The 20271-nt window shown below is 44.7% G+C and carries 16 protein-coding genes, 1 tRNA gene and 2 riboswitches; of the genes, 8 read left to right on the forward strand and 9 right to left on the reverse strand.

Going from position 1 to position 20271, the window contains the following annotated elements:
* Positions 1-72: 72 nt before the first annotated feature.
* Positions 73-1362 carry a serine--tRNA ligase gene (gene serS, locus MHB37_RS02350; protein ID WP_405168900.1) on the reverse strand — a complete coding sequence of 430 codons (1290 nt, stop codon included), beginning with the start codon at positions 1360-1362 and terminating at the stop codon, positions 73-75.
* A gap of 401 nt (positions 1363-1763) precedes the next feature.
* Between serS and ssuE the strand changes: the two genes are divergently transcribed.
* Positions 1764-2312, forward strand: a complete 549-nt coding sequence (gene ssuE, locus MHB37_RS02355) for an NADPH-dependent FMN reductase (protein WP_036682586.1) — start codon at positions 1764-1766, stop codon at positions 2310-2312.
* A gap of 180 nt (positions 2313-2492) precedes the next feature.
* On the opposite strand, the gene MHB37_RS02360 is transcribed toward ssuE, so the two are convergent.
* The 4 genes from MHB37_RS02360 to MHB37_RS02375 all read right to left on the reverse strand — a co-directional run bounded on the left by MHB37_RS02360 (position 2493) and on the right by MHB37_RS02375 (position 8695).
* The gene (locus MHB37_RS02360) at positions 2493-3524 is read right to left on the reverse strand and encodes a ribonucleotide-diphosphate reductase subunit beta (RefSeq protein ID WP_036682584.1); all 1032 of its coding nucleotides are present in this window, start codon (positions 3522-3524) and stop codon (positions 2493-2495) included.
* 284 nt (positions 3525-3808) lie between these two features.
* Entirely contained in the window at positions 3809-6142 is a 2334-nt protein-coding gene (locus MHB37_RS02365) for a ribonucleoside-diphosphate reductase subunit alpha (RefSeq protein WP_076142084.1), read from the reverse strand.
* A 55-nt stretch (positions 6143-6197) separates the two neighbouring features.
* Positions 6198-6713 (reverse strand): anaerobic ribonucleoside-triphosphate reductase activating protein, encoded by a 516-nt coding sequence (nrdG, locus tag MHB37_RS02370; protein WP_076124537.1) that lies wholly within the window; start codon positions 6711-6713, stop codon positions 6198-6200.
* Positions 6710-8695 carry an anaerobic ribonucleoside triphosphate reductase gene (locus MHB37_RS02375; RefSeq protein ID WP_076192782.1) on the reverse strand — a complete coding sequence of 662 codons (1986 nt, stop codon included), beginning with the start codon at positions 8693-8695 and terminating at the stop codon, positions 6710-6712. The genes nrdG and MHB37_RS02375 overlap by 4 nt, the downstream gene beginning before the upstream one ends.
* Positions 8696-8936: 241 nt before the next feature.
* A riboswitch (cobalamin riboswitch) is annotated at positions 8937-9172 on the reverse strand.
* Positions 9173-9550: 378 nt separating this feature from the next.
* Here MHB37_RS02375 and MHB37_RS02380 point away from each other — a divergent pair.
* The 4 genes from MHB37_RS02380 to MHB37_RS02395 all read left to right on the forward strand — a co-directional run bounded on the left by MHB37_RS02380 (position 9551) and on the right by MHB37_RS02395 (position 12045).
* Positions 9551-9859 (forward strand): MTH1187 family thiamine-binding protein, encoded by a 309-nt coding sequence (locus MHB37_RS02380; RefSeq protein WP_036682575.1) that lies wholly within the window; start codon positions 9551-9553, stop codon positions 9857-9859.
* A 93-nt stretch (positions 9860-9952) separates the two neighbouring features.
* Positions 9953-10024 (forward strand) — tRNA-Thr (locus MHB37_RS02385).
* A gap of 233 nt (positions 10025-10257) precedes the next feature.
* Complete coding sequence (locus MHB37_RS02390) at positions 10258-10425, forward strand: hypothetical protein (RefSeq protein WP_175618960.1); 168 nt, start codon at positions 10258-10260, stop codon at positions 10423-10425.
* Between the two features lie 816 nt (positions 10426-11241).
* Positions 11242-12045, forward strand: coding sequence for an undecaprenyl-diphosphate phosphatase (locus MHB37_RS02395; protein ID WP_076220559.1), 804 nt, complete (start codon positions 11242-11244; stop codon positions 12043-12045).
* Between the two features lie 275 nt (positions 12046-12320).
* Here MHB37_RS02395 and MHB37_RS02400 read toward each other — a convergent pair whose 3' ends face one another.
* The 3 genes from MHB37_RS02400 to MHB37_RS02410 all read right to left on the reverse strand — a co-directional run bounded on the left by MHB37_RS02400 (position 12321) and on the right by MHB37_RS02410 (position 14315).
* Complete coding sequence (locus tag MHB37_RS02400; protein WP_076124528.1) at positions 12321-12536, reverse strand: hypothetical protein; 216 nt, start codon at positions 12534-12536, stop codon at positions 12321-12323.
* Between the two features lie 225 nt (positions 12537-12761).
* A complete protein-coding gene (locus tag MHB37_RS02405; RefSeq protein WP_076124526.1) occupies positions 12762-13091 on the reverse strand; it encodes a hypothetical protein in 330 nt (109 codons plus the stop codon).
* 879 nt (positions 13092-13970) lie between these two features.
* Positions 13971-14315 (reverse strand): DUF3221 domain-containing protein, encoded by a 345-nt coding sequence (locus tag MHB37_RS02410; RefSeq protein ID WP_076124523.1) that lies wholly within the window; start codon positions 14313-14315, stop codon positions 13971-13973.
* Positions 14316-14670: 355 nt separating this feature from the next.
* Between MHB37_RS02410 and MHB37_RS02415 the strand changes: the two genes are divergently transcribed.
* Positions 14671-15084 carry an ASCH domain-containing protein gene (locus MHB37_RS02415; RefSeq protein WP_076179467.1) on the forward strand — a complete coding sequence of 138 codons (414 nt, stop codon included), beginning with the start codon at positions 14671-14673 and terminating at the stop codon, positions 15082-15084.
* A 199-nt stretch (positions 15085-15283) separates the two neighbouring features.
* Here MHB37_RS02415 and MHB37_RS02420 read toward each other — a convergent pair whose 3' ends face one another.
* On the reverse strand, positions 15284-15676 hold the full coding sequence (locus MHB37_RS02420) for a hypothetical protein (RefSeq protein WP_051491249.1): 393 nt from the start codon (positions 15674-15676) through the stop codon (positions 15284-15286).
* Between the two features lie 495 nt (positions 15677-16171).
* Positions 16172-16262: riboswitch (cyclic di-GMP riboswitch) on the forward strand.
* Between the two features lie 108 nt (positions 16263-16370).
* Between MHB37_RS02420 and MHB37_RS02425 the strand changes: the two genes are divergently transcribed.
* Both MHB37_RS02425 and MHB37_RS02430 read left to right on the forward strand, forming a co-directional pair.
* On the forward strand, positions 16371-18746 hold the full coding sequence (locus tag MHB37_RS02425) for a choice-of-anchor A family protein (RefSeq protein WP_405168901.1): 2376 nt from the start codon (positions 16371-16373) through the stop codon (positions 18744-18746).
* Between the two features lie 107 nt (positions 18747-18853).
* A complete protein-coding gene (locus tag MHB37_RS02430) occupies positions 18854-19828 on the forward strand; it encodes an alpha/beta hydrolase (protein ID WP_256717233.1) in 975 nt (324 codons plus the stop codon).
* The last annotated feature ends 443 nt before the right edge of the window (positions 19829-20271 follow it).

A 20271-nucleotide genomic window follows, 5' to 3' on the forward strand; every position in this document is an offset into this window, starting at 1 on the left:
AATAATGCCCCTCCAGCTTCTTATCGAGAAGTGGAAGGGCATTTTTAATTTTAAATCTACTTGGACAACACATCACTGCTGGTGCGGAAGCTCAAGCCGTTCAATTCCATCCATATATTTACGCAGTGCCTGCGGAATGTAAATGGATCCATCCTCCAGTTGATGATTCTCCAGCAGCGGAATTAGGATCCTTGGTGTAGCCACTGCGGTGTTGTTTAGGGTGTGGCAGTATTGCAGCTTACCGTCGGCATCCCGGTAACGAATGCCCGAACGACGAGCTTGGAAATCGAGCAGGTTGGAAGCCGAGTGTGTCTCTCCGTATGCCTCTCTGCTTGGCATCCAAGTCTCGATGTCATACTGCTTATATGTCTTCAGGGACATATCTCCTGTGCAGACAGACATGATCCGATAGGGAAGTTCCAAGAGCTGTAGAATATGCTCTGCATTCGCAAGAATCTCCTGCAGCATGCCCTCTGAGACGCCCTCATCATTCCGACATAAGATAACTTGTTCAATTTTTGAGAATTGATGAACACGGTACAGGCCACGCACGTCTCGTCCCGCCGATCCTACCTCACGGCGGAAGCAGGCCGACATTCCGGCGAGTCGCATTGGCGAATCCAGTTCGACAATCTCATCGCTATACAGCGAGACAAGCGACACCTCCGATGTGCCTACCAGCCAGCGATTGTCTCCGTTTAGCTCATAGGTCTGATCCATCCCGCCGGGGAAGAAGCCCGTACGTTCCAGCGCTTCCGGACGGACAATCACGGGAACATCCATCACCGTGAACCCGCGGGCAGTTAGTACATCAATGGCCAGCCGCTGTACAGCGAGATGTAACAACAACCCTGCACCCTTCAGCACATAGCTGCGTGGGCCGCCTGCTTTGACGCCACGGGGGATATCGATGATATTGTGGAGCTCGCCTAGCTCTACATGATCACGCGGTTTAAAGCCGAATTCCGGCAACGTTCCGGTTCGTCGCAGTTCTACATTATCTTTATCATCATGGCCAATCGGTGTATCCTGAGATACAGGGTTTGGTGCGAGCAGCATGAGTTCTCCACAGCGCCGGTCTGCCTCAGTTAGTTCTGCCTCATAGAGATTCAGGCGGTTGTTCAGTTCTCTTACTTGTTCTTTAACTGCTTCTCCTGCCACGCTGTCACCCAGTCGTAAAAGTCGTTCAACCTCTTTGGTCAGCCCGTTACGCTGGGCTCTCAACTGTTCCGTATCTTGGCGCAATTCGCGCCGTTTCTCATCCCATTCCAGCAGTTCATCCAGTGGGAAGTCGACTCTTTTCCAAGCCGTAATGTTTCTTACAAGTTCCTGATTGTCTTTGATCCAGTTCATATCCAGCATACCGTTTCGCTCCTTTTTGGTTAAAAAAACGCAAAAAACGCCCTCATCCATGGGACGAGGAGCGTCAGCTCGCGGTGCCACCCAGGTTGATCGAATCTCCTTAACTGCAGGAACAATCCGACCCTCTTTGGTCTTCGCGGTAACGGGCGAAACCCGGTGAACTTAGGGAGTTGTTGTAGACTCCGGTCGCAGACGCCTCACGGTTGGATGCCGATCATTGGCCTGATTGTTGGATTTAATATTGTTGCTTAGTATAACGTAAGAGCGGAGGGAGCGCAAGTGGTTATGGTTTGACAAAAATATCAATTCTACGTTAGGATTAGTATTAATTTAAAGTAATTTTGTCGGGATAAAAAATAAAGCAGTGTGAGCTGCTTAAGTGGGATGGAAGAGGTGGAGAAGTGGCTAAAATTGTTGTGATTAATGGAACGCCTTCCCTGGTATCGCGTATCAATGCAGCTATAGAATATGCGGAGGCCAGCTTAACCAATCAGGGCTTCGAGGTTGAGCGTATTAACGTAGCAGAGCTACCAGCGGAGGATTTGATTCACACTAAGTTTGAAAGTGAGTCTATCGTCAAAGCCAATGGTCTTGTAGCGGAAGCTGATGCGGTAATTGTGGTTAGCCCGGTTTATAAAGCTTCTTATACAGGCGTGTTGAAGACCTTTTTAGATCTGGTTCCACAAAAGGGATTGGCCGGAAAAGTTGTACTCCCGCTGTTCATGGGCGGCAGTCTTGCACATCTGCTCACAATTGATTACGCATTGAAACCTGTGTTGTCTGTACTGGGCGCGCGTTACATTCTTGGCGGCGTCTATGCCGTGGATTCTCAAGTGGTTCGTAATGATCACGGAGTGGTAGAGCTTGCTGAGGAGCTGAAGCTGCGCCTGAACGATGCATTAGATGAGCTTGCAGAAGAAACTACACATCGTGTGGAACGCAAGGCATAAGACTAAGTAGTAAGCCTTCTGTGCTTAGTGCTAATAACAAACGTATAAGCGTCTCTTTCATCCCTGATACCAGGGGAGAGGGGCGCTTTTTGCATTATATAAGCTATAGCAAAAAGGCCATCTCACTAAGAAAGTAGAGAATGGCCTCTTTTTTATATAGGGATTGTTATATATCCGGTCTTACAAATCGTCGAATCCGTTATCGTCGCCAACCTTACCATAGTTGCGGGATTTGGCTTCGAAGAAGTCAGTTTTGGTAGCATTAAGCGCATCATCGGAGAAGGGTTTGATCCAAGGCATACAGTTAACGTCAACACCTTGATAAGCTTTTTCCATACCCATCAAAGTCAGACGCTTGTTCGCTGTATATTTGATGTAGTCGCTAAGCTCGTTAAGATCAATACCACGCACGTTAGTAAGTGTGTAATAAGCCCAGTTGGTTTCGAGCTCTACCGCGCGGTCGATGGTACGGTATACGTAATCCATGTTTTCTTTGGTGTTCAGCTCAGGGAAGTCTACAAGCAGCTGCTTAAATACTTCTGCGAAGAAGTAGCAGTGCTGATTCTCGTCACGTTGAATATAAGAGATCATTTGGCTAGTTGCCATCATCTTCTGGTCACGGGCCAGATTGTAGAAGAAGGCGAAAGTACTGTAGAAGAAAATCCCTTCCAAGATGAGATCTGCTACCAGCGCATGGAAAAAGGTCTGTCTCGTAGGGTTATCACGGAACTCTTGATAAATATCAGAGATAAACTGATTACGTTCCAGCAGGACAGGGTCTTTTTTCCAATATTCAAAAATTTCCTTCTGCTCACTCTCCGACACGATAGAGGAAAGAACATAGGAATAGGATTGGTTATGCACCACTTCTTGCTGCCCGATAATAGCGGAGATAGCTTCCAAAGAGGAATCGGTGAAATAACGCTTCACGTCGCTCACGAACATCGTCTGCATCGAATCCAGCACAGCGAGTAGGGAGATATTAATCTTAAATACGCGTTGTTCCTCGGCATCCAGCATCGGGAATTGTTGCGCATCCTTGGACATTGGAATTTCATCCGCGATCCAGTGATTAAGCAGCAGTACCTTATACAGCTTGTACATATGAGGCATGCGAATATCATTCCAGTTCAGAATACCTGAGCATTCACCGTCGATAATGCGTGTGGATTGGTTAGGTGCTTCAGTATTAAAAATCTTTTGTAATTGCATTTCTTATCCCTCCATTTTTTGCGCGGGTAATCTTTCTTGGTGTCTTGTTCATAGAAAGATGGTGATGGAGTAACGGAGAGGAAGTTTGGAGCTGTAGGAGCGTCAGCGTTCGCCCGAAAGCTTTCCGTAGGAAAGCTCGCATCGAAAGCATATGCTGTCATCGGATGTCATCCGCTAATAGCGGTAAAGATCAAGACCTCTGATGACAACAGCGGCCGGAAGCCCAAACATTCCTCGCAGTTACGAAATTCATCATCGTTTTTCTATTTAGGGCACTAAGATAATTAGCTAGCGCAAGATTCACACTCTTCTATAGTCAAAGCACGGCTACGCACATAATAAGTTGATTTCAAGCCGCCCTTCCAGGCATTCAGATGCAGTTCCAGGAACTCGGTAGCCTTGATGTCAGGACGGACATACAGGTTGAAGCTTTGGCCTTGATCGACGTGACGCTGGCGAGCAGAAGCCATGCGGATCGACCAGTTTTGGTCAATCGTAAATGCTGTCTTATAGTACCAGATCGTTTTGTCGGACAGATCCGGTGCTGGGTTAGCAATCTTATAAGTTGTTTTTTCTTCATAGGAAAGCAGTTCATACAGTGGATCAATGCTGGCGGTGGAGCCGGCAATAATCGATGTAGATCCATTCGGCGCAATGGCGAACATCCAAGCGTTACGTACGCCGTCCTTAGCTACTTCTTCTTGCAGCTCGCGCCATTGCTCAGTCGTTACATATTTACCTTCTTGCTCACCGCTAACATAACCGCGGGAAGTGAAGTATGCGCCAGTCTCCCAATCGGATCCAGCAAATTTCGGATAACGGCCTTTTTCACGGGCAAGCTCCATGCTCGAACGAACCAACAGGTAGTTGATATGTTCATATAAATGATTGTTATATTCTACGGCTTCATCGGATTCCCAACGAATGCCCTTGAGTGCCAATAGGTGATGCAGGCCGAATGTGCCGAGACCTACTGCGCGGTACTGGCTGTTCGTGTATTGTGCCTGCAGAACTTCAATATTATTAATGTCGATTACGTTATCAAGCATACGAACTTGGATCGGAACAAGTCTTTCTAATACGCCAGCTGGAATCGCCCGTGCTAAGTGAATCGAATTCAGATTGCAGACTACGAAGTCGCCAGGGATTTTGGAAATAACGATCCGGGTCTGGCCATCTTTAGTTACTAATTCTTCTTGCTCAATAACTGTTGCAGACTGATTCTGCATAATTTCTGTACACAGGTTGGAGGAGAAAACCATACCTTGATGACGGTTTGGGTTGGTCCGGTTCACGGTATCGCGGTAGAACATGTACGGTGTACCCGTCTCTAGCTGTGATTTCATAATCCGTTTCATGATGTCGATCGCAGGAACAGTGATCCGGGATAATTCCAGGTTCGCTGTAGCCTCAGCATATTTTTCACGGAAAGTACCTTTGCCAAGCTCTTCATCGTAGAAATCTTCCAATCCTAGTGGACGGCCATTTTTATCTGTCCAGCCCATGACCTTTTTCACCTCATGAGGGCAGAAGAGGTTCCAATGGCTGCGCGATTCTACAGCTTCCATGAACAGGTCAGGTAGGGAGACGCCATGGAACACGTCATGTGCACGCATGCGCTCGTCACCGTTGTTCAGCTTAAGATCGAGGAAAGCGAGAATATCTTTATGGAATACATCAAGATAAACAGCTACAGCACCTTTACGTGTGCCCAACTGGTCTACACTGACTGCTGTATTGTTCAACTGGCGAATCCAAGGGATTACGCCGGAGCTTGTGTTCTTGTGGCCACGGATATCCGAACCACGTGCTCGTACTTTTCCGAGGTAAACGCCGATGCCGCCACCCATTTTGCTTAGACGTGCTACGTCTGTATTGGAGTCAAAGATACCCTCTAGGGAATCGTCTACAGTATCAATAAAGCAGCTGGATAGTTGTCCAGCGACCTTTTTGCCGGCATTGGACATTGTAGGTGTAGCAGCAGTCATATAGATGTTGCTCATAGCCCAATAAGCTTCTTTTACAAGCTCAAGACGTTTCTCAGCTGGCTCACGGTGCATCAGGTACATAGCAATAATCATATAACGTTCTTGTGGAAGCTCCATTACACGGCCGTCAAAATCATGCGCCAAATAACGGTCGGATAGCGTAAGCAGACCGATATAGTCAAACAAAAGGTCGCGTGTATAATCGATACACCCGCCTAGTTCGATAATTTGTTCTTTGGTGTAATGACTTAGAAGTTCTTCGCGATAGATTCCTTTTTTCACGAGATCCGTAATTAGTGGATACAATTCACCGTAAGGCTCTTCTGGATAAGCTTTGTAGCGGCGATGGACGGCAGCTTTTTTATAAAGGGTAGTCAGAAGGGCGCGGGCAGCTGCGAACTTCCAGTTAGGCTCTTCTTTTGTTACAAGCTCTAGAGCGCTCATGGTGAAGGCGTTGCTGATTTCTTCTCCGCTTACCGAGTCACGACGCAGTTTGGAATTCACTCCACGCAGCAAAGTTTCTTTATTTAGTTGATCGAGACCTTCCAGAATACGGTCAGCGTAGACGGAAAGACGGTTCTCATCAAAAGCCAGTTGGCGATTATCCGGTTTTACTACGAATTGCGGCATGGTTAGTTCATCCCTTCTTATTTCAAATTAATTTTCAATATCAAAAATTGATATATTATAGCGCAGCAGGCTGCCACAGAAAGACCTCCGAGCCGTTCATGCTGGCCGGAATGTCGATAATGCGTTGGTTGGAGCTTCCCCGGTAGAGAAGCGTAGTATCTTTCAGTTCTTCTACAAATCTTCCATCTATTAACACCTGACACTGTTTAAGTAGATTCCACTCCGGCGTACCGGGAAGGGCTGTAAGTTCTTCGTACGTATAACCACTGTAAATCCAGATTGAGAACCCTGGCAGTACAGTGCGAAGCTCATGAATGAACCCCAGCAACTCTTCTGCTGAGAAAAAAGGATCGCCGCCTGCCAGTGTCAGACCATCCAGCAAAGGGTTAGCGGCGATTTCTGCGATGATTTCATGTTGTCGTTCTAAGGTGAAGACTTCTCCATATTTAAAGTTCCATGTCTCGGGATTAAAACATCCCGGGCAACGATGGCGGCAGCCGCTGAGAAAGAGGACGGCCCGCATGCCCTCTCCCTCGTTAATCGACTCCGGATAGTAACCGCAAATATTCATAGATGCTTAACGCGATCCCGAACTTCAGCTTGTTTGGCGGCATTAAAGCGGGTCTGATAGTCGCCGGTTAAATAACCTGTAACTCTGCGCAAACGGCGGATGTGCACGTCATTCTCATTTGCGTTGCAGGAAGGACAGTTTGTCCCAATTACGCCTTCGTATCCACAGCTGGAGCAGCGGTCAATCGGATGGTTAATGCTGAAATAACTGACCTGTTGTTCGAGCGCATATTTAATGATTTTGATAAAAGCCGATGGGTTGTTGCGGGCATTGCCGTTTAATTCGACATAAGAAATAGCCCCGGCATTGCAGTATTCATGGAAAGGAGCTTCCAAGCTGATCTTCTGAGCAGCACCCAGATCGAAGTATACAGGGATGTGAAAAGAGTTCGTATAATATTCACGGTCGGTTACGCCCGGAATGGAACCCAGTACCTTGCGGTCAACTTTGGTGAATTTACCGGACAAACCTTCTGCTGGAGTAGCGAACAGGGTGATGTTAAGATCCAGTTCCTCACTTTTCCGATCGCAATAGTCCCGCATATGACGCACGATAGCCAGCGCCTTGGCATGAACTTCCATATCCTCGCCATGGTGTTTGCCGTACATAGCTTTCATACATTCCGCCATACCGATGAAGCCAAGAGACAGACTGCCATGCTTCAGCAGATCGCCTACAGTGTCATCGGGTGCAAGATGTTCGCCGCCTTCCCAAACGCCTTCTCGCATCATGAAATCGGAAGCTTTAGCTTTTTGTGCGGTTTGGATGTGGAAGCGATGGAGAAGTCCTTCCAGCGCAATATCCATATAATGATTTAGATCTTCATAGAAGCCAGCTTCGTCTGCGACGGTACGTCTGCCTGTTACTGTGCCGTGTGCAAGACCTAGCCGAACCAGATTTAGTGTATTAAAGGAAAGGTTGCCCTTCCCAGAGCAATGATTACGCCCAAAACGGTCACCGAGCACTCGGGTTCGGCAGCCCATTGTAGCGAACTCCGTATCAGGATCACTTGAATCATAATACTGCAAGTTGAGCGGAGCGTCCAGATTAGCGAAGTTTGGATATAGTCTGCGCGCAGAACATTCAGCTGCTTTTAGGAACAGTTCATAGTTAGGATCGCCTTGCTGTTGATTGATTCCTTGCTTGCATTTGAAGATTTGAATCGGGAACACTGGTGTTTCTCCGCTGCCAAGTCCGTTCATAGTTGCGGTTAGCAGAGAACTGATCACAAGCTGACCTTCTGGTGAAGTACAAGTACCGTAGTTGATGCTGGTAAACGGTATTTGTCCACCGGATCGGCTGGACATGGTATTCAGATTATGTACCATACTTTCAGCCGCTTGCAGAGTTTCGATTTCGGTTTCCTTTAGTGCAAAACGGAACGCCCTTGGATATAACTCCGCCAGATCGGTCCGGCTCATCGTAATCTCGCCCAAAGATTCATCAGCTTGTCCTTCTTCAAAATAATCCAGACCCTTGCGGAACAGCTTGGCGAAGGATTTGGTTACATAAGGTGCCAGATCATAGTCGAGTTTATTGGCGGATACACCACCATATTGAGCATTTTGCTGGGATTGGAAAATAATCGCTACCAGAGACATAGCTGTCATTATTGAGTTCGGAGGACGAACGCTGCCGTTGCCGGTATTGAAACCTTCACGGAGAAGTTTATCAAACGGGATGAAAATACAGTTCGTCGTTCCAATCGCGTATTGATCCAGATCATGCACATAGACGACATTGTCATCAATAGCCTGCACTAGCTGCGGCGGCATCGTAAAATTGCGGGCGTACCATTTTGAATATTCACTGCCGAACTTGCTCATTTTACCGGAGAAACTCTCTCCATTCAAATTGGCATTCTCGCGCAATAGGTCCATATCCCGACTGTCGATAATATCCCGGCCTAAATCAATGAGCTCTTCTAAAAGAACTTCCCGTGCATTTTCTACTCCATTAAATTGTCTCTCCAACAACGTCATTGTACAGCTCTCCTCTCAGTATAAAAGAAAAACATCTATCATCAAATCCATATATCCATAAGAAGTTGGACTGCTATAAGCAGTCGTATATTTGTTCAGATTACATAAAAAAAGCATCCCCTACCCGAGGATGGCAGAAAATGCCCGATGCGTTATGTAAATATCCACACGGATATTTGCAGAGGTCTCTACGTAGATGACCGCATGCGGACACCATCCCTGTTCCTCGCAGGCATCAATAGTTGGTGTCGTCGAAACAGGTAGGTCTCCTGGCTTCCGTGGGATCTCTCGGCGCCTTCCCAAGGGTGTTCCTAACCCTCAGTGGCATTTGCCGGGAGATGTGGATTCTCAAGCTTCCCAGAAGCTTAAGAAGGCCATCCGGTTACAGTGGCGGGACCGCAGCGGATTCTCACCGCGCTTCCCTATTAAGCTCTAAATCCGGTTAAGGATCAAAGCGCCTGTCTCCACTATATTTTGTTGTCGTTAGATAAAAATAACCCAAGATGTTGTGTTTGTAAACAGTTTTTTAGAAAACCCGCGCGGGGAGCGGGTTCTTCAAAAGTACTCCACAAATGATCCACAGGCTGTCCATAAGTAATCCACAATTGATCCACAGGGAGATGCGAAATGATTCATAAATTGTCCGAAAAGATGCCACAAAGAGTCCATAAATATAGTGCAGATGACCCTAGAATTTGCTCATGAGAAAATACTCTTAGCCCAAAGTCATATTTTGGAGTAATCAGAAGAAATAGAAGAGATAAGGGAGGATAATCTTGCTTAGTTTGTGACAGAGCGGTGGAATTGTTACAATGGAAGGAGACAGCTACTATAAAATTTCGAGGAGGTATTCTCATGCCTATCGCTGAAGTTACAGTTATTCCAATTGGAACAGGCAGTACCAGTCTTAGCAGCTATGTTGCGGATATGCAGCGGGTGCTGAAGACAGTAGAAGGGATTACTTATGAACTTACGTCTATGGGTACGATCATCGAAGGGCCTCTGCAACGCATTTTTGCCGCGGTAGAAGCTTTGCATGAGTCTCCTTTTGCCGCAGGTGCAGAACGTGTCTCTACTTCACTTAAAATAGACGACCGCCGCGATAAACCCTCTACTAGCCGTGGAAAGTTAGAGTCTGTGGAGCGTAAGCTACAGGTGGATTAGCAGTTTAGGAGGGCGGAAAACAGGGAGAAATAGGCTTGCGTTTCTGGCTGAAAGTTGTATAATATTTTTTGTTTGACAGAAAAACAGCGTTAAGCTGGTGTAGCTCAGGGGTAGAGCAACGCACTCGTAATGCGTAGGCCGGGGGTTCAATTCCCTTCACCAGCATCCTTACAAAGTCGATAGTGGCGCGTGTTCCCGGGTTTTTGGAACTGCGCCTTTTTTTTGTACAAGCATCAACTTCTAACATTCTTCTAACCTTTAGTCGATTAAAGTGGGTGTCTCGTCAATTTTCTCCACTTCTTTTCGGGTTCCTAGAATAGAATCTCCGATACATCGGGGCACCGCTTCCTGCAGATTGGGGAGAACATGTGAATAAGTATCCAGAGTGATATTTATTGATGAATGGCCTAATCTTTCCTGAAGTCGAATATGATGGACAGCCCCTGCTGTTCCCTGTTCTTCTGGAGAAACGTATCAAGGAAGATAAGACATGGCGCGAAATCGGTAATGAAAACGGTATGACTAGTGGTCACTGTCGAGCAGATGGAAGGCGTGTCGCAAGCTGACAGCAATCAGAATGAAGGATGTGGCGGAGGTGCAGCATAAGCTGCTTTTCTCTTGCGGGGGCAGATCGGTTAGATGGTAATTACTATAAAAATAAAAAAGACACCACAAGGTGTCTTAGTACAGATACTTTTCGCTCGAATTTCACGAGCTCGTCAGTGAACTGAGTTCATAAGCAAGACTGGCTACGGCTAACAGATGAAGAGATAAAGTAATATCAATGTTAAAATGTGCGGTAATATTAATTTTCATAGATAACCACGCTCCTAAAGTATAAATACACATAAAGAAAACTTTATAAAGCGCTTGGCCTGCCATCATCAGTGCCAGGTAGCCATCCTGTACAGACGCCTTAGCGTTTCGACAATAACATTATACTTAATATTTTGTGTTTTGCCAAAAAAAGGACCCCCAATTCTTGGTCGGGGTGGCGGTTCTGTGTGGTTTCTCAGCGCTTTGGAATCATGATGGTCATTGAGGCTCCACGCACGCGGCTGCAGAATGATCAAATGGAAGTTACGTTTCGGTGTTCATATCTGCTGCATGCTCTGAAATTGATTATCCAAATAACGGGCAGCAAGTTCAGAAGGTTAACGGATTTTTTATTGATACAGGTTGAATTTAATGTTTGATACTGTTGTTATGCTAACGGGAAAGGATAGTTTAATAAAGGAGTTACTTAAGACTGGAATAATGAGCAATGTGACAATTATGTCATTCTGAATTGAATATTGTTAGGTTAATCGATGGGGAAGTTTACTTGTCTCCCTTATACTGGAAATTAAATGATTTTATTTCCGAAAGGGGACAATGCACTGATGACTGATGTAATTAAAGCAATAATACTTGGCATAATAGAGGGCTTAACTGAATTTTTACCAGTATCATCTACTGGACATCTTATTCTAGCAGGCGATTTGCTTAGCTTTGAGGGAGATGCTGCAATAACTTTTAAAATTGTTATTCAGTTGGGTGCAGTGATGGCAGTTTTAATTCTTTATTGGAAAAGGTATTTGGAGATTGGGGTTAATATGATTAGAATGGATTTTTCCAAAAGCAAAGGATTAAATGTCATTCATATGATTTTGGCTATGTTACCAGCATTAACCCTATATCTTCTCTTCAAGGACACAATAAAAAGCCAATTATTTGGCCCAACCCCTGTTTTGATAGGTCTAGTTGTTGGTGGCGTGTTGATGATCATTGCAGCGCGGAATAGGCGGACTGAAACCGCTGATACTATCGATGGGATTAATTATAAACAGGCTTTCGGAATTGGTCTGTTTCAATGCTTGGCGTTATGGCCGGGATTTTCGAGATCAGGTTCGACGATTTCAGGTGGCCTGTTGCTTGGCACTAGCCAAAAAGCCGCTGCAGATTTTACATTCCTTATTTCTGTGCCTGTTATGTTTGGTGCAAGCTTGTTGGATTTGTACGATAGTCGTGATTTGCTGAGTTCTGACGATTTGCTTCTAATGTTAATTGGCTTTGCGACATCCTTTCTTGTGGCAATGATTGCAGTAGTGACGTTCATCAAACTGATTAAGAGACTTCGATTGGAGTGGTTTGCTCTATACCGGTTTGTTTTAGCAGCTCTCTTCTATTTAATTGTCATACAGTAATTGGATTAGTCAATATGAACATCATGGGAAAGAAGCTTTTAAAAAGGCTATACATCATATCCTGCACAGATTTAACTAGAGGTTAAAACAAGGGGAAATCACCAAACAAGACAAAGCTCAAGTAGTCTATGAACTAAGGAATGAATTTTCGGTGTAAGCACTTCTACAGCTAGCCATTATCCCTCGTTTGTTTCTTCTACCATTAATATCACAAAGTGATTATACAAGTGTTTGGGAATATGAAAATCCCCACCAGTTTAAGGTGGGGATTTTGCTTACCAAGTATTATAGTTCGACTGATACTTAACATGTTTGTTCTCATAGCTCTCATTTGGGTAATCACGTCTGACAGACTGCAAGTAGCCTGAAATTGCAAATGCTGCAATAAGCCCTCCTATAATTCCTGTGATTAAGCTGAATGTTGAAAATCCGAATGTGGCAACTACTCCAATGGAAGACAATGCTACAAGCAATAGACTGAATATTTTCATCTTTATACACACCTTCATTTTGTATATATAGTAATTTGGAAATTAAGATTGATACGTTACCTTGTTTGATCGGTTTCGATAAAAATAATAAAAATTCAGCAAATCTTTAGACGGGCTTCATACTTATTTAAGCTAAGAGGATTATAGTAATTACATAACCCCCTTATAATATAGATCTAGACCCTGCCGGAAGTTGGTGGGGTCACTTTTTTGCACAGAGTAATTTTATAAATATGGTTGCCCAATATAGAAGAGAAACAAGAAATATAAAATGTAGAGAATGGGTAGCTTTATTTTTAATTTCTTGCAGGAATTTTTGAATTTTTCTGAGGTCTTGGACAGATTCTTCATCACATATCCATAAATGAGGAATTGTCCAATAACAAAGAAAATGAGCTTAAGGGGAAAGTTGCCCATTTTTATCTCAGTGAAAATAATAGTGAATGTGACACTCACAAAGGTTAGTGATACAACTTTTAAAAACTGTTCATAACGATCTTGTGGTTCTTTGATAGGATCCTGCTGCCCCCATTTTCTCTCATCAATTTCTGTCATGGTAAACCTCCAATCTACTGAATGTTATTAGTATTTCACCAGATTGAGATGCTTTTTGAACAGGGAGAATTAATTGGGAAACCATTATGAGTATAGTTGTCTGTTGCATCTTGTTGAAGGCTTACTTGTTGTGGAGATAGTACACTTGAATTTGATTGATTTGCTGATGCGAAAGGAGCAATTGCGGTAGTCAATAAAGCGATTGATAAAACTACGATTAGTTTTTTCATACTTTGATAATCCTCACATATGAAGTGTTTACTTACATGGATAATAGTAAATTTAATGGTTAATGATGTATATGAGCTATAAGATCGATTTGAAAAATGAGATGTTTTGTAAGTTTTTATAAATAAACGTCGAATATTATAATAAGAGAGTTTTATTGGTGTAGATGACCTAGGACTAATTAATTGTGATGAATTTTAAAAATACGAAACCCGCCGATGCATGTCTCGCGGGTTTGTGCTGATCCTGTATCTTCAAGTAGATCCTTCGTGTTATTAGGTACATTGCCAACAACTGTAGGGACTTTATAAGCTCCTATAGTTGTTACATGGTAAGGTTTCAGTAATTCCAACAAAGAGTAAATTCCCAAATGCTTGGGATTATGCCCACTGGCTTCGGTAGGTGAGCTTTTTTTGTTTACAGAATGTTCCAGAATTATTATATTCAGATTATGTAAATGTTTCGTCCGGAAGAGATTATTCATAGTATATGTTCGGAAGGGTATTTCTGCTTCAGGAATTCCCGTAACAGAGATGTTGAGAGTATATAATGTTCCATATTATATACTCTGATTTCTCCTTAAATCTACACAAAGAAGCGCCATCCCTTTTGGAGACGCCGCTTCTTTATAGTAGATTCTATTCTTTTTGCTCAATTCTTGATTTTGGTGATCTTTTTGGCGGTAACTTGTGCAGGGAATGAATCATCACTTACTTCAAAAAACACTTTAATCTCATCGCCTTTTTTATATTTAGAAGGTGCAACTTTATTTACCCAAATGGCTTGAGAGTACTCATTAGATTCGAGAATTTCCTTGTATTCCTTGTTCAAGTCTTCTTCTTTTAATTCAGAAATTACTAAAATTCTTTTATTTTCTACATCTATTGTGTGTACAATTCCTTTCAAAACTTCATCATTCTTACTACAGGCGGTGACTAATAACAAAAAAACAAAAATAAGAGTCCATTTAATAGTAGTACGTGGTTTTTGAATCATGGACCTTCCCCTCCAGTGGTTACGACATTAGTTTAAAATCGGTTGCACAGGCATAGCAGTTAGTACATTACCAATATAAGAATAAACAGCAGCCTTTCCATTATGACGACCTTTATTGATTCTGGGGAGTTACAGGTGAATGTCTGTAGTATTGATATTTTCATAAGAACTTTTGTTTGTATATAATAAAAATAAATGTTCTTATTTTAGAGGCGATCAATGATGGAAATGAGTATCGACCAAACGGTTGGGATTATTTAATTTATCAGGTCAAGGTGAGCAAGATTACACAACGCGAGATCGAGATCCGTGCATCCGTGACAAACGTCCAACATAAACGAAGGGGATAAATATCATGCGGTGTATAACAATACGGCAGCCTTGGGCGACCTTAATTGCTCTTGGTGAAAAAGAGTTTGAAACTCGTTCATGGAGAACAGCCTACCGCGGCGAGTTAGGCATTCATGCCGGGATGCGGATCGACAAAAAGATTTGTGAACAGGAACCGTACAAATCAGTATTGGCGAAACATGGCTATACAGCGAATAATTTGCCGACAGGAGCTATTATTGCTACAGGTCAGCTCGCGGGATGTTATGTGGTTACTCCAGAGGTGGATTTAAGGGAATGGATCAATGGGAACGAATATGATTTTGGCGACTATAGCGAAGGACGGTTTGCCTGGAAGCTTGAAGGGGTTCATCCATTAAGTCATCCAATTCCAGCTAAAGGTCGGCTAAGCTTGTGGGAGCACTCCAATCACTTCTGAACGGCGAACAATATTTTTAATGTAATTTTTATGTGCCTATCAGCTTTTTTTCAGGTTCGAGGTATATATTAGAGACACCAAACACCCCCCAGTGTTTTGTGGTATATCTCTCTCAGGTCTTGCCAACTCCCATGGTAAGGCCTATTTTTTTGTTCACTAATTGATTGGGGGGAGAGAGCGCAGCGGCTTCTATACAGCTTTACTTAATCTGGTACTGTTCTTCGTAACTCTTAAAAGATGAAATATCCAGCCCTAGGTATCTGCGCATATGGATGGCAGCCTGAGCCGCAACAATGTCATTCAACAGCAGCATTCGTTCATGATAGCCACGACATATATACTTGGCTTCAATTCCCGTATTAAGTCTGTTTTGCTCATACACCTTGATTCCCCGTCTTCTCATTTCTGCACGGACATCCCTTAGATCTGTTGTAGCTACTGCAGCAGCTGTTCCAAGAACCTCCAGATAAGGGGCGGGTGTTCGTAAGTGTGTAGATAAAATGGCGGAGTCCCGTTCGAAAGCTGATAAAATCATCGGAAGCAATAAATAAGATTTCACCAGCATGTTGTCCCTGCTTTCTGCTCTATGCATGAATCTCATCACCTCTAATAGGAACGTATATTCGTATTCTACCCCGATATTCCAAAAATAATCAATGGTATTTCTAAACAGCTTATCCAATGTGATTAAATTCACAACTAAATAACGAAGAATAAATTATATTAAAAATTGTAATAATAAAAATTAATGTATCGGACACACATAAAGGAGAATTATGATGGAAAAAGAGGGCAGCCTCCAGCGTGGATTGTTTTTTGGTTTAATTATGAGTGTTCCCTTATGGATATCCATATTGGGCTATATACAGTTACTTTAAAATTTAATGAAAAACCTTATGCGAAGCGCCTTTAGGCGCTTTTTTTGTGTGGTACTAATGCGGGGAATTATCGAAAGGAATTGATTGACAATTGTGGGTGTCGGGAGCTAAACTGTTATTAATTCAAAAGTATTAAAAGTCATAGACTGTTATTGGATAGAATGCTTCAGCTACCAGTTCTGGACTTGCAGTGTAATACATATATATAGTCATGATAATAGCAAACCGTCTGAAAGGGCGGGACGCAAAGTCCAGGAGTCTAAAGTGTCTTAAAGGCACAATGACCGTCCGACTGCCATGAGAAGGGAATTTCACTTCTTTTTGGCGGTCTTTTTTGTTGTTAGGTCCTTTAGAGTTTCTGGTAATTATTCTGATTAATATAAATCATAGTTTTAGGAGGTGTGCCATTTGAAAAGAAGAATAAAACCGTTACTCTCGCTTGTATTAGCTGGGATTTTGACGGTAGGTAGTGGGCTTTCCTCATTGGGAGCTGGAGTTGCTGGAGCTAGTAGTTCTTCTACATTGGGAATTGCAGCGGTCTACAACGTGTTTATTCTAGGGGATATAACGACAGTTTCGGATACGGAAGGAAGGTTTGCTGCTGGAGGTAACGTTAACTTAACCAACTATAGTGTTGGAGATAGGTTGACCGCAGCAGAGGTTTCCCTGACTGACACACTTGTTGTTGGAGGGAATCTTACTTTCAACGGAGGTACTGTTTATGGGAATATCGTGCACGGGGGAGATTTTTCAGGGAATGTAACGCTCCTCAAGGGTGGTACAAAAAGACAGGGGAGTACGATTGACTTTTCAGCAGTAGGTCAGTCTTTGAAGGACAAATCAGCAGAACTTGCAGCATTGCCGGCGAATGGAACAACAGTGTACCAATATGGCAGCCTTACCCTGACAGGTACAGATCCTGCGGTCAATGTTTTTAATGTTTCAGGAGATAACGTCTCTAATACCTACGGAATTACAATAAATGTTCCTTCAGGATCTACTGCAATTATTAATATTGATGGTTCTAACGTAAAAATGAAAAACTTCGGATTTCTACCTAATAACGTGTTGAACAGCAAGAAAATTTTGCTTAACTTTAGCCAAGCTGCGTATCTTGATATGGCAGGCATAGGTGTAATGGGAAGCATACTTGCCCCCTATGCTCATGTTGATTTTATTAATGGTCAGATTAACGGTACTTTAGTGGCGGCTTCACTCAAAGGTACTGGTGGTGGTGAATTTCACCACTATCCATACGATGGTGATGAACCTGGACCAACGCCGACACCAACGCCGACAGTGACGCCGACACCAACAGTGACACCAACGCCAACGCCGACAGTGACGCTGACACCAACAGTGACACCAACGCCAACGCCAACGCCGATAGTGACACCGACACCGACACCAACACCAACGCCAACGCCGACACCGACACCGACGCCAACGCCTACAGTGACACCAACGCCGACGCCGACAGTGACACCAACGCCGACACCGACGCCAACACCATGTCCGACGCCGACAGTGACACCAACGCCGACGCCGACACCAACGCCGACAGTGACGCCAACGCCGACAGTGACACCGACGCCAACGCCGACAGTGACACCGACGCCAACGCCAACAGTGACACCAACGCCGACAGTGACGCCAACACCGACACCAACGCCGACAGTGACGCCAACACCAACACCAACACCAACACCAACACCAACACCAACACCAACGCCAACGCCGACAGTGACACCAACGCCGACGCCGACACCAACGCCGACAGTGACGCCAACGCCGACAGTGACGCCGACACCAACAGTGACACCAACACCAACGCCGACAGTGACACCGACGCCAACGCCGACGCCAACGCCAACAGTGACACCAACGCCGACAGTGACGCCAACACCGACACCAACGCCGACAGTGACACCAACACCGACACCAACACCGACACCAACACCGACACCAACGCCGACAGTGACGCCAACGCCGACGCCGACAGTGACACCAACGCCGACGCCGACAGTGACACCAACGCCGACGCCGACAGTGACACCAACGCCGACGCCGACAGTGACACCAACGCCGACAGTGACACCAACACCGACACCAACGCCGACAGTGACGCCAACACCGACACCAACGCCGACAGTGACACCGACGCCAACGCCGACAGTGACACCAACACCGACGCCAACGCCGACGCCAACGCCGACAGTGACACCGACGCCAACGCCAACAGTGACACCAACGCCGACAGTGACGCCAACACCGACACCGACACCAACACCGACAGTGACGCCGACACCAACGCCGACGCCTGAAGCAACACCAACACCGACGGTAACGCCAGAGGTAACACCAACACCAACGGTAACACCAGAGGTAACACCAACGTCGACACCAGAGACTTCGGTGTTCCCGACACCAACGCCATCATCCGTAATTGGCACTATAGTTCTTGCAGAAGATCCTGTGCCGCTTGGGCCTGTAGCTTCGCCGACACCATCGCCAGTACCAACACCAACACCGTCGAATAGCACAGAAGTACTTGTTGATGATGATGAGATCCCATTAGGTCCGGTACCGGCAGTGACACCAACGCCAACACCAACACCTGATGAAATCATCGTAGTGGACGATACGATCCCATTAGGTAAGCCACCTGTGAAGGAATTGCCAAAAACGGGTGAATCAAGTCCTGCACCTTACTATGTAGCAGGTTTAGGTTTTGCACTTATCGGATTATTAATGAGAACCAAGTTCTCCAAAAAGAATAAATAATAAAGGGTAGATCAACATAGAGTCGCTTTCGGGAGTGTTCCGATGGCGGCTCTATTTGTATGTCATGATTGCGATAGTTTGGTGCATTCTAAGTAGATGGTATACTCTTGTTGGAAAAGAAATGTAGAGGGGATGGCGAAGGCGAATTGATATGGTTCATTATTAGCGCTGTAATCATCATAGGGATTCTAATCTATGTGGGATTTTTCTTCTATGGTATTGCTATTAAACGAGCGCCAAAGGTATTTCTAAGTAATAATCCTAATCTGAAGGCTGATCCTCCGGTTGCCGGAGCTTCTTGGGGGGAGGGGAAGGATTGGGTCTCTCGCCAGAGCTTCGAGAATATTGAGATCGTATCTGCAGATGGACTTAAACTAAGGGGTTACTTACTCCAATCTAATCGTGCTGCGGGACGCACAGCCATTCTAGCCCACGGTTATTCAGGTAAAGCAAAGGATATGGGGGCGTACGCCAAAATCTACTACGAGAACTTAGGCTTTAACATCCTAATTCCCGATGCAAGAGGGCATGGAGATAGCGCAGGGGATTACATTGGTTTTGGTTGGCCGGAACGAAAAGATTATTTGCAATGGATTGAATACATGATTAAAAAGACTGGGCCCAGTGCTCAAATTGTGCTTCACGGCGTCTCTATGGGCGGTGCTACAGTGCTAATGACCTCAGGGGAAGATCTTCCGCCGCAGGTAAAAGCTATTGTTGCGGACTGCGCTTATACCTCAGTAAAAGCACAATTATCTTACCAACTACGACGCATGTATCGCTTGCCAAGTTTCCCTTTCGTTCAAAGTGCAAGTCTAATCACCCGCTTGAAGGCGGGGTATGGTTTTGGTGAAGCCTCTGCATTAAAACAAGTGCGGAAAGCGAAGGTCCCGATTCTTTTTATTCATGGGGATGCGGATAACTTTGTACCTTTTGCTATGATGAATGAATTGTATGAGGCATGCCAGAGTCCAAAAGAGAGACTCATAGTGCCGCAAGCGGGGCATGGATTGTCTTATGATACGGATAAGGCGGGGTATATAGATGTAGTAACAGCTTTTGTAAGTCGATATGTAAAATAAGTCCTGAACGTAGACAGCGCCCGATATCCGCTAGGTAGCGGTTATCGGGCGCCTATATTTTTCCACACATGACGTAGTCCTTGAATAAGGAACGTACCGTCATGCTTTCTCGTTATATTCATCCCCCGCCGTTCGTGAGTAACGGGTGTCTTGATTCCTTGTTATTTCCAGCAGCCGTGTGGCGAGAATAATCCTTCCAATACGACAAAAGCCCTACCTCTCTTTTGCCCTTGCGGCTCCATTGACCGCGCCAGTGTGAATCGGAATGCTATATTTCGAATTTAATCTCATAAAAAGGAAGAGTACTGCAAGAAAACATAAAGCCTCTTTGTCCAAAATGCCGATGTGTATAATAGTCGGCCTGACATCTTCTTGGTGGGGATATTCAATATATCGAAAAACAAATACCATATAAATATAACACACTATTGTTTAAAAGGCAA

The sequence above is a fragment of the Paenibacillus sp. FSL H3-0286 genome, from assembly GCF_045040705.1.
GTDB classification, from domain to species: Bacteria; Bacillota; Bacilli; order Paenibacillales; family Paenibacillaceae; genus Paenibacillus_AQ; species Paenibacillus_AQ odorifer.